Annotated in this window: 10 protein-coding genes; 6 read left to right on the top strand and 4 right to left on the bottom strand. The window is 71.0% G+C overall.

Annotated elements, in window-relative coordinates:
* The first annotated feature begins 186 nt into the window (after positions 1-186).
* The 4 genes from KEG38_RS22470 to KEG38_RS22485 are packed head-to-tail and all read left to right on the top strand — an operon-like array spanning position 187 to position 3,303.
* Positions 187-825: a hypothetical protein gene (locus tag KEG38_RS22470; protein WP_272421756.1), complete on the top strand. Its 639-nt coding sequence runs from the start codon at positions 187-189 to the stop codon at positions 823-825.
* Entirely contained in the window at positions 822-2,030 is a 1,209-nt protein-coding gene (locus tag KEG38_RS22475; protein ID WP_272421758.1) for an ATP-binding cassette domain-containing protein, read from the top strand. The genes KEG38_RS22470 and KEG38_RS22475 overlap by 4 nt, the downstream gene beginning before the upstream one ends.
* Positions 2,027-2,761, top strand: a complete 735-nt coding sequence (locus tag KEG38_RS22480) for a hypothetical protein (protein ID WP_272421759.1) — start codon at positions 2,027-2,029, stop codon at positions 2,759-2,761. The genes KEG38_RS22475 and KEG38_RS22480 overlap by 4 nt, the downstream gene beginning before the upstream one ends.
* Positions 2,758-3,303 carry a hypothetical protein gene (locus tag KEG38_RS22485; RefSeq protein ID WP_272421760.1) on the top strand — a complete coding sequence of 182 codons (546 nt, stop codon included), beginning with the start codon at positions 2,758-2,760 and terminating at the stop codon, positions 3,301-3,303. The genes KEG38_RS22480 and KEG38_RS22485 overlap by 4 nt, the downstream gene beginning before the upstream one ends.
* On the opposite strand, the gene KEG38_RS22490 is transcribed toward KEG38_RS22485, so the two are convergent.
* From KEG38_RS22490 to smpB, 3 genes are all read right to left on the bottom strand, one after another.
* Entirely contained in the window at positions 3,281-4,804 is a 1,524-nt protein-coding gene (locus KEG38_RS22490) for a DUF362 domain-containing protein (RefSeq protein ID WP_272421761.1), read from the bottom strand. The two genes, KEG38_RS22485 and KEG38_RS22490, sit on opposite strands and share 23 nt — an antisense overlap.
* Before the next feature lie 195 nt (positions 4,805-4,999).
* Complete coding sequence (locus tag KEG38_RS22495; protein WP_272421762.1) at positions 5,000-5,287, bottom strand: hypothetical protein; 288 nt, start codon at positions 5,285-5,287, stop codon at positions 5,000-5,002.
* 2 nt (positions 5,288-5,289) lie between these two features.
* Positions 5,290-5,766 (bottom strand): SsrA-binding protein SmpB, encoded by a 477-nt coding sequence (gene smpB, locus KEG38_RS22500; RefSeq protein ID WP_272421763.1) that lies wholly within the window; start codon positions 5,764-5,766, stop codon positions 5,290-5,292.
* A 213-nt stretch (positions 5,767-5,979) separates the two neighbouring features.
* On the opposite strand from smpB, the gene uvrA reads away from it, so the two are divergent.
* Complete coding sequence (gene uvrA / locus KEG38_RS22505) at positions 5,980-11,364, top strand: excinuclease ABC subunit UvrA (protein WP_272421764.1); 5,385 nt, start codon at positions 5,980-5,982, stop codon at positions 11,362-11,364.
* 3 nt (positions 11,365-11,367) lie between these two features.
* On the top strand, positions 11,368-13,029 hold the full coding sequence (locus tag KEG38_RS22510; protein WP_272421765.1) for a hypothetical protein: 1,662 nt from the start codon (positions 11,368-11,370) through the stop codon (positions 13,027-13,029).
* An 18-nt stretch (positions 13,030-13,047) separates the two neighbouring features.
* Here KEG38_RS22510 and KEG38_RS22515 read toward each other — a convergent pair whose 3' ends face one another.
* A complete protein-coding gene (locus KEG38_RS22515; RefSeq protein WP_272421766.1) occupies positions 13,048-13,905 on the bottom strand; it encodes a hypothetical protein in 858 nt (285 codons plus the stop codon).
* Positions 13,906-14,013: the final 108 nt, after the last annotated feature.

Raw genomic sequence — 14,013 nt, forward strand, 5'->3', positions numbered from 1 at the left:
GCGTACAGGATATCCTTGCCGCCGCCCGCGCGAAAGGGCAGCGGGCATGCGAAGCCCTTCGCGTTCACCCTCGAAACCATCGTGACGACGTCGACTCCACCGAGCCTCACCGGTGCGCCAGCAGCGCGCCGCACTCCCGGGCCGCCTCGTGGGCGTCGCAGGAGACGCTTGCTCGCCGCGGTCGCGTTGTCCCGGACCCGGCTCGGGCGCACGGCGCTTTCGCGCATCGGCCTCGTGGGCGGAGCGCTGCTCGGCGCAGCGTTCGCGAGCCTCGCGATCGTGCTTCGCGTAACGGAAGGAACGAGCGCGCCGCTCGAAGGTCTCGTCGGCCTCGGGGCCGCGTCGATCACGCTGGTGGCGGCAGCGCCGACGACGATCGCCGCTGCGAGTGATCGGACCGCCGAGGATCGCGAGGCCGGGATCGAGGCGCTCGCGGCGACGCACGGGGTGCACGCGCAGAGCCTGCACGTCGTGCGGTGGATCGCGTCGATGGTGCAGATCGCGAGGGCGATCGCGCTGCCGCTCGTCGGGCTCGCGCTCGTGACGGTCGCGCTGTCGAGCTCCGGATCCATGGCGATGCGGAGGATCGTGTTCGCGCTTGGGCTGTTCGCTTTCTCGGCGATCGCCGGGGCCACGCTCGGGACGATCGCCACGTTCGCGGCGCGCATGGGCGGGCGCCGCGGCAGGGTCCTGCTCGCGGCGATCGTGATCGTGCCGTGGATGCTCGCGGAGCTCGCGGGGCGCGGCTCGTACTCGATCCCGGGCGCGCTCTCCGCGCTGCTCTCGCTCCTCGTCGACGCAGGCCGCGGCGGAGCAGGCGCATGACGATGCCGCGTTCGCCCATGATGCCGCCGCCGCGGCTTTTGCTCGAAGGCATCCATGCGCGTGATGCGGCGGCGCCGCGGGGGGCTTCCCGCGGGAGCCTCGCAGGTCTGAACCTCGCGCTCGGTGCAGGGGTGTTTGCCGTCCTGGGGGCGCCCGAGGACGGCACGCTCGCGCTTTCCGAGGTGATCTCGGGTGCACGCGCTCCCTTGCATGGACGTGTCTTGATCGAAGGACAATCGCCCGCGCGTTCGCCTTTGCTGCGGGCCCGGATCGGCGCGCTCGCCGCGGAGCCGACGCTCCCGGATGCGCGCACGGTCGAGGCGTGCGTCGCGCTCTCGCGGAAGGCGCGTGGCGAGTCGACGACACACGCCGGCGACGTGCTCGATCCGTTCGGCCTTGGTCACCTCGCGCGCCGGGAGCCTCGATCGCTCTCGTTCGCCGAGGCGCGCGCGGTGGAGCTCGCGCTCGCGCTCACCACGCCGTCGCCGCTCCTCGTTTCGCTGCACGAGCCGCTCTCCGACGTCGCGCTCAACCTGCTCGGCCTCGTGCGCGAGCGGATCCGGGCGCTCGCGCTCGGCGGCGCGTGTGTCGTGGTGACGACGTCCTCGCCCGCGGATGCGCGCGCGCTCGGGGATCGGGTCCTCGTGCTGCACAAGGGGATCGTGCTTGGGGAGGCCGACGCCGCGGAGCCTCTGCCGGGCGGCGAGCCCGCGCTCGTCGCGTGGGTGCGGCCCGCGGACGATGCGAGCGAACGATCGCCGGTGCGTGTGCTCGCGCGCTTGCTCTCCGATCGACCGGAGGTGCGGGCCGTCGCGTGGAGCGAGGCCGCGGGGCCGTATCCGCAAGCCGCGGAGCTGCGTTTGTCCGGGGAGGACCTCGACGCCTGCGCGCTCGCGCTCACGGACGCCGCGGTGGAAGCAGGCGTCGTGATCGAAGCCGTCGCGCCGGCGTCGCCTGGCATCGTGCAGGTGCGCGCCGCGGCCGAGGCGCTCTTGACGTTCCGCCGCGCCGCGGGGCTCGCGCAGAGGCCACCCGTCGCGCTCCCGGCTGCGAGGAGTGCGCGGGTGCCGGGAGCCCTCGCGCCCGTCGCGCCGGAGGCGGTCCAGGCCGTCCCGAGCGAGGCGCCGGCCGCGGAGGCGCCTCCCGTCACGACCGACATCGCGGAAAAACCGGGTGATCCCGGCGAACCACGGGGAGGATTATGACGTCGCAGCAAAGGCCAGAGGCCACGTTGCCTCGCGGCGCGAGCGCCTTCGTGGGCATCTCGCTCGGGGCCGCGATGGGGGCTCGCAGGCTCATGGGGCGCGGCGTCGTGCTCACGGCGATCCTCGCGCTCGCGCTCGCGCTCGCCGGCGGGCTCATCGAGCGCCGCGTGACCACGGCCGCCGCGGTTGATCGTTCGCTCGCCGCGACGTTCCGCCTCGTCGTCCCGCTATTCTGCTTCGCCCTCGCGGCGCGCGCATGTGATCGCGTGAAGCTGCGTGACGCGGCCTGGCCCGTCGCGCGGTACGGCGCTTCTCGTCGCGACGTCGCGCTCGGGATCGGCGTGGCGCTCGTGATCGCTTCGGCTGTGAGCTCTGCGCTGCTCGCCCTCGTCGCCGTCGCGTCCGCGCAGTCGGCCGCGGCGCCGCCGTTCGCGCGGGATGCCTTCACGAGCGGCTGGATCGGCGCCCTCGTCGGCGCGGCGTACGGCGGCTGGTTCGCGTTCGGCGCGACGTTCCTCGAACGTGGCCGCGGGCGCCTCGTGCCGCTCGTCCTCGACTTCCTCTTCGGCAGCGGCGCGGGCCTCTTCGCGGCGCTCCTGCCACGCGCGCACGGACGCAACCTGCTCGGCGGTGAAGGACCGCTCGGGCTCTCGCAGCCGCAGAGCTCCGTGGCTCTTCTGCTCATGGCGATGCTGCTTCCGGTGTTCGCTGCGTCGAGGTGTCGCGAGTGATTGTGTCCGCGTTGATCGTCGATCGTTCGTCCTCCAAGCTTCTCGTTCACACCCGCGCGAGCGGGATGCTGGCGCGTCTCGCGCACGACCTCGAGATCACGGCGTCCGTGTTCTCCGGTCGCGCCACGCTCGAAGGCGAGGGGTTTTCCGCGGAGCTCGTCGTGCCGGTCGCCGCGCTGCAGGTCGTGGGGACGTTGCATGGAGAGCGCGTCGATACGTCGGCGCTCTCGTCCTCGGATCGCTCGGACATCGAGCGGAAGATCCGCGACGAGGTGTTCCCGGGGACGAAGGAGGTGCGTGTCCACGCGAAGGGCACGTCACGGGATCGCGCGGAGGTGACGGTCGAGGTTTGGAGGGGTCGGAGCTCGCTGCCGGTCTCGCTGCGCGTGACGGAGGAAGCGGGCCGGACGCGTGTCTCCGGACGCACCGCGCTTTCGATGATGCGGCTCGGCCTTCGTGAGGTGAAGGGGCCGCTCGGCGCGTTCCGGATCCGCGACGAAGTCGAGGTTCTCTTCGACGTTACTCTGCGTCCGGAAGCGTAGGCGGCGAGACCTCGGGCGCGGCTTGCCCGCGCTCGCAGGGCCCGTGGATCTGGTAGGGCTTGCCGGAGATGCGCTTCATGAGCGCCTTGCCTTGCCAGCCGAGGTAGCCCTTGCTGAAGCGCACGGCGTCCGCGGGCGAGAGGTACGGGTTCTTCGTCTTGCCGATCTCGACGAGCGTGAGCACCTGCTCGGCCACGCTGACGGGACAGCCTTCGAGGCGCAGCGGCTCGCTCGGATCCGTGGTGGCCATCTTCCGCATCACGGTCACCGCCTTCGCGAAGATGTCGTCGTGTTTGGCGTGGTACGGGTCCTTGTGGGCGCGGTCCTTGTAGAGGCTCTCGACGTTCACGAGGCGGCCGTGGAGGTTGCCCGACCACTTCGCGCAGTCGCCGATGAACACCACGCGCTCGCCCGGCGCCGCGTCGATCTTTCCTTCGTAGGCGCCGAAGACGATGTGCATGCGCGGCATCTTCTCGTCGCACTGCTCGTCGTAGAGACGCAGGATCTCGATGGCCTCCTCGAGCGCGCCCGGACAACCGCCCCAGCAGTAGTCGGTGCGCTCCGGCTCCGGCGGCGGGCCGGCGTACGCGGTGATGTGCGAGCCCTCGAAGTACTTCTCGACGCGCACGAGGCCGACCTTGAAGCCCTTGGCCATCGCCTGCGCCTCTTCGAGCGTCACGTCGCCGCTGATCTCCAGCGCGTCGAGATCGAGCGAGCCGAAGCCCCGCTCGGACGCGAGGCGGAGGTGATCCACGGTGTAGGGATCGACGCCGATGATGTGACAGCAGAGCGCGTCGAACGCGGCCTGCGAGTTGCCCATGATGACGAGCCCGAGCTTGCGCGGGATGGGCGTGAGCATGCGGCCCTCGCCGGCGACAATCGCGTCGATGGCGATGAACTGCGGCTGAACGATGTACTGGAGGTCCGCGATCTTCTCGTCGAGCCGGTGGTCGTGGTCGATGAGGCGGTGCCGATCGTCCTGGATGCCGATGTAGTTCTTCATGGAGAACGTCACGGTGGTCCAGGGGTGGCTCTTGAACTTGGGGCAGTTGACGAAGAAGTCGGCCTTCGCGACGGGCTCGGGCGTGAAGAGGTAGTCGCGCAGCCGCTCCTTGTGGGTGAGTCGGATCTCGACCTGCGGCTCCTCCTCGAAGTGGTAGTGCTTCACGCCGGTGCGCTGGAGCATCGGGTAGTAGCCCGCGCCGTCGAAACTCATGCGCGTGGGGAGCGTGATGCCGCAGCGCTCGCCGAGAGCGAGCTCCTTCACGCGGCCGTCGTTCCGGTCCTGCAAGGCGCGCAGCACGCCCTCCAAAAACTCCGGCCGCGTGTACGCGTGCGGGAACGACGGGCCCGACGCGACGCAGTTCGGCTTGACCAGCGTGCGGCCGTGCGGCCGGAGATCCAGCTCCTCGAGCCCCTCCCGAACGATCCGGCGGATCTGCTCGACGTCGTAGGTGGGGCAACGGCGAATGATGACCCGGGGGCGCGACGCGATCTTCATGTCTTCGAGCCTAGGGGGGCCCGTCGGATCGGGCAATGCCGTCAGCCAGGCGACGCGAACCCCTGGAAATGTCGCGCGATCGAGGAATCGCTTTACATTTGTTCATGGGTCTGGAATACAGACCCCGGGTGGACACGAAAAACCTCGATCCGGCACGCAGGGCGACGGCGTTGGCCCGGGATTGTGGGGCGACGTTTACGGCGAGCCTGCGTCGCCCGAGCCCCCGCCTGCAGGGGGAGGGAGCAGGGCGGAGAGCTCTTCGCGAAGGCGCCGCGTCGCGTCGACGAGGCGGCCTTCGACCAGGAAGGCGTCGTCCTGCCTTCGGCAGCGGTGCACCTTCACGCGCACGAGCGAGCTCGTCGCGAGGTTGCCAGCGAGCGGCGCTCCCGGCGCAAAGGCCTCGGTGGATCGAAGGCTCACCCGATCGCCGTCGAGGGCCACGAGATCGGCCGAGCCACCCTTCACGAGCGTCAGATGCGGCATGTTCACTCCGCCCGGCGGCCCCGGCCCATCGCGGCGCGGGCTTCCCGCTCGGCCTCGCGTTGCTTGACCGTCTCGCGTTTGTCCGCCTGCTTTTTGCCCTTCGCCAGCGCGAGCTCGACCTTCGCGCGTCCCTTCTTGAAATAGAGCCGCGTGGCCGCGACCGTCATGCCCTCGCGCTCCACGGCCTTGCGGATCTGATCGATCTCCGTGCCGTGCAGGAGGAGCTTGCGCGACCGCTTCGCGACGTGCCCGAACGCGGCGCCCGGCATCTCGGGGATCAGCATGCCGTGCAGGAACGCCTCGTCGTTCGTGATGGCGCACCACGCGTCGGAGAGGTCGGCCTTTCCGTCGCGCAGCATCTTGACCTCGCTGCCGACGAGCACGATCCCGGCTTCGAAGCGCTCGCCGAGCTCGTACTCGAAGCCGGCCCTCCGGTTTCGCACGATGAGCTTCTCGTCGCTCGCTTCTTTCCCGCTCACGTGGTTGACACCTTTGATCGCTGTCGCTACGGCCAAACGCCGCCCGAAGAGCCGCTCTCCCGGCAGACGCTCGTGTAGGGCTAGCGCGCCGTGCGTCCTGCGTCCATAGGCGGACGAGCGTCCGTTCCGCGACAAACCCGCGCGCCGTGCTAGTACGCCCGCGCCTCTGTCCGAGTCTTTCCCGCATCACCCCTCACCGCAGAGAGCGAAGCCATGCAACCCATCCGCATCCGCGGCGCGCGCACCCACAACCTCCAGGGCATCGACCTCGAGCTCGTGCCCGGGCAGCTCGTTTGCTTCACGGGCGTCTCCGGCGCGGGAAAATCCTCCCTCGCGCTCGATACGCTCTACTCGGAAGGGCAACGCCGCTTCGTGGAGAGCTTCAGCCCGTACGCGCGGCAGTTCCTGGAGCGGCTCGAACGGCCGCCGATCGACGAGCTCGATCCGGTCGCCGCGGGCGTGGCCGTCGATCGACGCGCGCCCGTGAAGAGCTCGCGTTCGACGGTCGCCACGATGGCCGACCTCGAGCCGTACCTGTCGGCCGTGTTCGCCCGCGAGGCCACGCCCGTGTGCCCCACGTGCCAGGTTCCGGCGGTCCGCGTCGATGCGGTGACGGCCGCGTCGAAGGCCGTGGAGAGCCACGAGGGATCGACCGCGCTCGTGACGTACCGTGTGCCCGTCGCCGGCACCGAGGAGCTGCTCGACGTGCGCGAGACGCTGCTCGAAGCGGGCTACCGGCGTCTGCTCGTGCGCGGCGAGGTGCGGGACATCGACGAGGTCGGGCCGAGCGACGCGCTCGGCGCGGGCGGCGGGGTCGAGGTGATCGTCGACCGCGTGAAGATCGGCGCGCGGGATGCGCGGCGCCTCGGATCGGCGATCGAGGAGGCGTGGCAGCGGGCCGAGGGAGGCGTGGCGCTCTACGTCGGCGGCTCGGGCGCGAACGGCGCGGGACGGCGCGTGCTCGTGCCGCGTGGGCTCGCCTGCCCGTCGTGCGCGCGGAGCTTCGACGCCGCACGGCCGGGCCTGTTCTCGTACCAGTCTCCCATCGGCGCGTGCCCGGGGTGTCGCGGGTTTGGCCGGACGATCGGCGTGGACTGGGGCAAGGTGATCCCCGACGAGGAGAAGACCCTCGAAGGCGGGGCGATCCGGCCGTGGACGGGGTCGAGCACGTCGTGGGAGCGGAAGGTCCTCAAGAAGTTCTGCGAGAAGAAGGGCATCCCGCTCGACGCGCCGTGGAAGGAGCTCACCGAGGCGCAGCGCGCGCAGGTGCTCGACGGCGAGGGCAGCTTCCGCGGTGACAGGTACCCCGGCGTGCGCGCGTGGTTCAAGTGGCTGGAGACGCGCACGTACAAGATGCACATCCGCGTGCTGCTCGCGCGGTACCGCTCCTACGATCCGTGCGCGACCTGCGACGGCAAGCGCCTGTCGCCGGAGTCCTTGCTCTACCGCGTGGGCGGGCTCGATCTCGCGAGCTGGCACGGGCTCGAGCTGCGCGAGGCGCGGGCTCTGCTCGAGCGCTTGAAGGCGACGACGGGGCAGGGGGAGATCGCGCGGAAGGAGCTCGCGCAGCGGCTCTCGTACCTGGAGCGCGTGGGGCTCGGGTACCTGACGCTCGATCGGCAAGCGCGGACGCTCTCGGGCGGTGAGGCGCAACGCGTGACGTTGACGGGCGCGCTCGGGACGTCGCTCACGGGCGCGCTGTTCGTGCTCGACGAGCCGACGGTAGGGCTGCACGCGAGCGACATCCCGCCGCTCATCGAGGCGATGCGCGAGCTCGCGGCGCGCGGGAACGTCGTGGTGGTGATCGAGCACGAGCCGCTCGTGATCCGGGCCTCGGATCGTGTGGTCGAGCTCGGACCCGGCGCGGGCAAGCAGGGCGGTCGCGTGGTGTTCGACGGCGCGCCGGCGGAGCTCGCGCGAAGGACCGATCTGCCGACGGGGCGCGCGCTCGCGCGAGGCGCGGCGAGCGTTGCATCGGCGGAGGAGCGGCCTGCGGCGCGTGGATCGATCTCCATCGTGGGGGCGCGCGCGAACAACTTGAAGGACGTGAGCACGCGCTTGCCGCTCGGGCAGGTCGTGTGCGTGACGGGCGCGAGCGGATCCGGCAAGAGCACGCTCGTGGAGGACGTGCTCTACCGCGCCCTCGCGCGGGCCCGCGGCTACAAGGACATCGAGCCCGCGGGACCGCACAAGAAGATCGAAGGCACGAGCGGGATCAAGGTCGTCACGCTCGTCGATCAAGCCCCGCTCGGACGCACCTCGCGCGGCAACCCCGCGACGTACACGGGCGCGTGGAACCGCATCCGCCAGAAGTTCGCCGCGGAGCCCGAGGCGGCCGCGCGAAAGCTCACGGCGGGGCACTTCTCGTTCAACGTCGCGCTCGGACGATGCGAGTCGTGCGCGGGCGAGGGCGCCGAGACGATCGAGATGCAGTTCCTCGCCGACGTCTCGTTGACCTGCCCGGTTTGTCAAGGAAAACGATTCCGTGACGAGGTGCTCGCGGTCAAGGTGGACGGCCGCTCCGTGGCCGACGTGCTCGCGCTGTCGATCGACGAGGCGCTCGAGGTCTTCGCGCGTGAGCCGGCGATCGTGCGCGCGCTCGGGCCGCTCGCGCGTCTTGGTCTCGGTTACCTCGCGCTGGGTCAGCCGCTCTCGACGCTCTCCGGCGGCGAGGCGCAGCGGCTCAAGCTCGCGCGCGCCCTCGGCGAACGGACGGCGGGCTCGCTCTTCCTGCTCGACGAGCCGAGCGCGGGTCTGCACGCGGAAGAGGTGCTGCTGCTCAACCAGGCCATGCGCGACCTCGTGCGCGGCGGCGGGAGCGTCATCGTCGTCGATCACGATCTCGATGTGATCGCGGCCTCCGACTGGGTCGTGGATCTCGGCCCGGGTGCGGGGAGCGACGGCGGGCAGATCGTCGCCGAGGGGACACCCGAGGAGGTCGCGCGCACGAGCACGCGCACGGGACGCGCGCTCGCGGCGCATCTCGCGAAACCTTCGTCGCCGCCGTCGTCATCGCGGCGGAAGGAGAAGGCGAACGGAGACGCGTCGCGCCGAGGAAAGTCGGCCTATCCGCCCGCGCCGTCGGCGATCGAGATCGTGCACGCGCGCGAGCACAACCTCGCGGAGGTCTGCACGTCGATCCCGCACGGTCAGATCGTCGTCGTCACGGGGCCGAGCGGCTCGGGCAAGAGCACGCTCGCGTTCGACGTCGTCTTCGCCGAAGGACAACGGCGCTTCCTGGAGACGCTCACGCCGTACGCGCGCCAGTTCCTCCCCTCGATGCCGCGCCCCGACGTCGATCGCGTCACGGGCGTGCCGCCTGCGATCGCGCTCGAGCAGCGCACGACACGATCGGGGTCGAACTCGACGGTCGCGACCGTCACCGAGATCGCCCACTATTTGCGGCTCCTCTTCGCCAAGGTGGGCGATCCGCACTGCCCGACGTGCGACGTCCCCATCACCGCGCGCGCGCCCGACGAGGTGTACCGCGCGCTGCTCGCCACGCGGGGCGCGCGCACGCTGCTCGCGCCCGCGGTCGTCGCGCGCAAGGGCACGTACCTCGACGTGTTCACGGCCGCGGCGCGCGCGGGCATCACGGAGGCGATCGTCGACGGCACGCGGGCGAGCACCGACGATCCGCCGCGCCTCGACAAACGGCGCGAGCACTCGATCGATCTCGTGATCCACGAGGGCAAGCTCGACGCCCTCGATCGCGCCACGTTCGACCGCGCGCTCACGTTCGGCAAGGGCTCGCTCAAGCTCGTCAATTCGCGTGGGCAGGAAGAACTCCTCTCCACCACGCGCACCTGCCCTCGTTGCGGCGCGGGCGTGCCCGAGCTCGATCCGCGCTGGTTCTCGTTCAACACCAAGCAAGGTCGCTGCGAGGCCTGCGAGGGGACGGGCGTGCTCGGCGGGAGCGAAGGCGCCGATCTCACCGACGCATCGAACGAGCCGTGCACCACGTGCGGCGGCTCGCGCCTCGCGCCCGTCCCGCGCTCGGTGCGCCTCGCCGGCGATCGGTACCACGAGGCGACCGCGCGCTCGGTGTCCGAGGCCGTGCGCTGGGCGAAGGCGCTCCGCTTCGAAGGCGACCGCGCGCTCGTCGCCGAGGCGCCGCACCGTGAGCTTGCGCGGCGGCTCGCGTTCGTCGAGGAGGTCGGCCTCGGCTACCTCGCGCTCGATCGCCGCGCGGCCACGCTCTCGGGAGGCGAGATGCAACGGCTCCGTCTCGCCGCGCAGCTCGGCAGTGGCCTCACGGGCGCGCTCTACGTGCTCGACGAGCCCACGATCGGCCTGCATCCGCGCGACACGCATCGGCTGCTCGACAACCTCCGCAAGCTCGCCGGCATGGGCAGCACCGTGCTCATGGTCGAGCACGACGCGGACACCATCCGCGCCGCGGATTACCTCATCGATCTCGGCCCCACCGGCGGGCGCGGCGGCGGTCGCATCGTCGCCCAGGGGACGCCCTCCGAGGTGCTTCGCACGGCAAACTCGCCCACCGCGAAGGCCCTCTCCGGCGAGCGCGCGCTCGCCTCGGCGCGCACGCGGCTCGGCCCTGCTGACGAGTTCCTGGAGATCGAAGGCGCGCGCGCCCACAACCTCCGCGTCGACGCGCTGCGTGTTCCGCTCGGGCGCATGACCGTCGTCGCCGGCGTCTCCGGCTCCGGGAAGAGCACGCTCGTCCGTCACGTACTCTACCCCGCCGTGCGGCACGCCCTCGGCCTCGCGGGACCCGATCCCGGCCCGCACGACGCGCTTCATTTGCCGCCCTCGCTCGCGCGCGCCGTCGCCGTGGATCAATCCCCCATCGGGCGCACGCCGCGCTCGATCCCGGCCACCTTCCTCGGCGTCTGGGACGAGGTCCGCAAGCTCTTCGCCGCGACGCCCGACGCGAAGATGCGCGGCTACGACCCCGCGCGCTTCTCGTTCAACACGGCGAAGGGCGGTCGCTGCGAGGTGTGCGAAGGGCAGGGGGTCATCTCGCACGAGATGTCGTTCTTGCCCGACGTCGTCACGACCTGCGAGGCTTGCGGCGGAACACGTTTCGAGCCGGCCACGCTCGACGTACGTTACCTCGGCATGTCGATCGGCGATGTCCTGCTCCGTACGGCCGAGGAGGCGGCCGAGCTCTTCGCGGCGCACCCGAAGATCCGCGAGCCGCTCGCCACGATGTGTGATCTCGGCGTGGGTTATCTCCGGCTCGGCCAGGGTTCGCACACGCTCTCGGGCGGCGAGGCGCAGCGCCTCAAGCTGGCCGACGAGCTCTGCAGCGGCTCGCGCGCCAAGCCCACGCTCTACGTGCTCGACGAACCCACGACGGGCCTGCATCTCTCCGACGTGGCGCGCCTCGTGAACGTCCTCGATCGCCTCGTGCAGCGTGGCCACTCGCTCCTGATCATCGAGCATCACCCCGCCGTGATCGCGGCCGCCGATCACGTGATCGAGCTCGGACCCGAGGGCGGCAAAGGCGGCGGTCGTGTCGTGGCCGAGGGATCTCCCGAGGCCGTGGCGCGGCGCGCGACCGCGACGGGACGTGTCCTCCGTGCGCTCTTCGAGCGACCCGCGGCGGACATGGCCCTCGCGGCGGAGGCATGACGCATGGCGGGCACGTTCACCGTTGGAGCCCTCGCCCTCGCGGCCGAAGGTGCGAACGCGGTGGGCGCCGTCCGCTTGACGCTCCTGCCTGACGTCCTCGAGATCGAGCTCGTGCGCGCGGCCGGCTTTCGAAGTGGCTTCGTGCCGGGCAGTGTCGCGGAGTCCGTGGACATGCGCGTGCCGTACACGGCCGTGCGTGGCCTCGTTCGGCGCGGCCGCGCGCTCTGCCTCGCGCTCGATCCCTCGATCGCCGCGCCCTACACGCGCTTCACGCTCGCGCGCTTCACGTACGACCCACGCGAGGCCCTCGCGCGCGCGTACGAGGCACGGAGGCGCGCCGCGCTCTCCGTCGCGCTCCTGCCCGCGCCGCTCGGCCTCATCGCTGCGCTTGCTTCGCCCGCTTCGCTCGTGACGGGCCTCCTCGGTCGGCTCGCGGTCGGGCTCGTCGTCGCGGCGGGAAGCTTTTTCCTCCTGCGTGAGCTCCTTCGATTCGCGACCTGGGGCGGCCCTGGTTCCGATCGCCTCGCGGAGACGTTCGAGCTCGCGCTTTGCCAGCGCCTCGGCTTCGTCCCCGTCGCGACCGCGCCCTTTGCTCCACCGCCCGCGCCGCCCATCCCCGAGGCATCCCTCCCTGCGTGGGCGCGCGCGCCGCTCCTCGTCGCGCTCGTGGCCGCGCTCTCCGTGCTCGGCATCTCGTTCTTCCAGCGTTACGGCAAACCCCCCGATCCCGCGACCGTCGCGCCGAACGTGCCGCTCCTCGTCGCGCACCTCGCCTCTGCGTTTCCCGCGCCTTCCCCCGCGGAGGCATCTGCCGGCGAACCACGCCTCCCTCGTTGCGTGTGCGCGCATGCCGCTTCACCCCTCTGGAACGACGGGCTCCCCGTGCTCGAAGTCCTGCTCGCGTCACGACCTGAGGATGGCTCCGGCCGCGTGGTCCCCTCGGAGCGACGTGGTTACAACTTCGATCTTTCGGTCGTGAACAACGGCAGCACGCGGCTGCCCGACGTGAGCGTCCTCGTCACGTTCGCGCGCCGCGACGATCAGAACCGCCGCGTCGGCGCTACCGATCGTGGTCTCTACTGGGGAAAGCCGCTCTATCCGGGCCGCGCGATCAAGTGGCACCTCAAGGCACCGGGCACCGAGATGCGTATCGATCCGCCGCGCCTCGGCCTCCTCGAAGCCGGACGCGAGCCTGCCTCTCCCGACGCCTTCTTCGAGCTCTCGCACGCGCGCCAGCGTGTCGTGCGTATCCACGCCGCGAAGATGCTCGCGTACCACCGTGATCCGCGCGCGCTCGAGGTGCTCGCCTCGCTCGGCCCGCCGAGCCCCGACGAGGAGACCGTCCTCGCGCGCATCACGCGCGCCGCGCGTCCCGTCATCGCGTGCGACATCACGCCCGCGTCCGAGTCCCTCGAGGTTTGTCTCTTCAACGACTCGTTATCGCCGCAGCGCGTCGTCGCTGCGCGCACCATCGCCGATCGCGACGCGCCGTCCCAGCGCGCACCCTTGCCAGTCGTCGTCCCGGTGCACGACGGCGTGCGCGTGTCGGTGCCGCTGCCGCCGCGGCCCGTCCCGTCCGAGCTCGATCTCGAAGTTGACGCTCGGGGCTCCGGGTCGCCTGACGGCGCCCTACGCCCCGAACCCCAGCTCGAAGCCTCGCCTTGAGCGTCGAGAAGTTGCGCGTCAGGAACTTGCGCGCGCGCGTTTGCCCACGATGAACGCGAAGCTCATCGAGTCCTCGCACTGCGCCACGCTCACCACGCCGCGCGACTGCCAGGCCACGAGGTACTCGCCCGGCTCGACGAGCGTCGCTGCGATCCTCGCGCGCGCGCTGTAGGCGTTGCACACGTCGAGCGCGGAGAACGCCCACCGTCCGAGCGACATCACCTGGCGCAGCGTGAAGTACGCGCCCGGCGATCGATAGATCGGCACCGGCGTGTTCGCCTGCGGCGCGCGTGCGAACGACACCGCGTACACGCCCGACCGGAGGAGACCGTCGAAATCCAGACGCGCGCGCCCCGCGAGATCCGGGTGGAACACGCCGCCCACGCTCACGATGAGCTCGCACGGATCGAACGTGAACTTCGCGTCGTAGCCTTGGTGCTTGTGCGGCGCCCAGTTCGGCGCTTCCCGGAGCGGCTCGCGCGTGAGGGCGATCAGCGCCTCCGACGTGTGCTGCCGGATCACCTCTTTGAGCCCGTCGAGCGACACGAGACCGCTGTCGACGAGCGCCTTGACGACGGGGATCTGATCACGCTTGCAGCGCTTGTAGACGTCCTCGATCCGCTTCGACTCCGGGGGTTCGTCGGCGTAGGCCCGGAGCAGCTCTGCGAGCCTGCGCTCCATGCCGGACGCAGCGGCCCAGCAGATTCGACCGTTCTCGACCAGCACCGTGCCTTGCGTCGGGGGGCCGAAGACGAGCGCGCCGGTGGCGCTCTCGGGCAGCGCTTCGATTTCCTCCAGCAGAGGGATCACCGCCGCGGGATCGCCGGAGATGCCTGCCGGGTCGGGCATCAAGCGCAGACTCTTTCCACTCTGCATGGCTCGTTCCTGGGTTCCTCGAGAGGAGGCGGCCGCATGGCTCCTGGTCCAGCGGGTGCCTCCGGGTCCTAGGATATCCCCGTTCGTCGCACGGCGCGAGGGCCGCGG

It is taken from the genome of Polyangium jinanense (assembly GCF_028435265.1).
GTDB classification, from domain to species: domain Bacteria; phylum Myxococcota_A; class Polyangia; order Polyangiales; family Polyangiaceae; genus Polyangium; species Polyangium jinanense.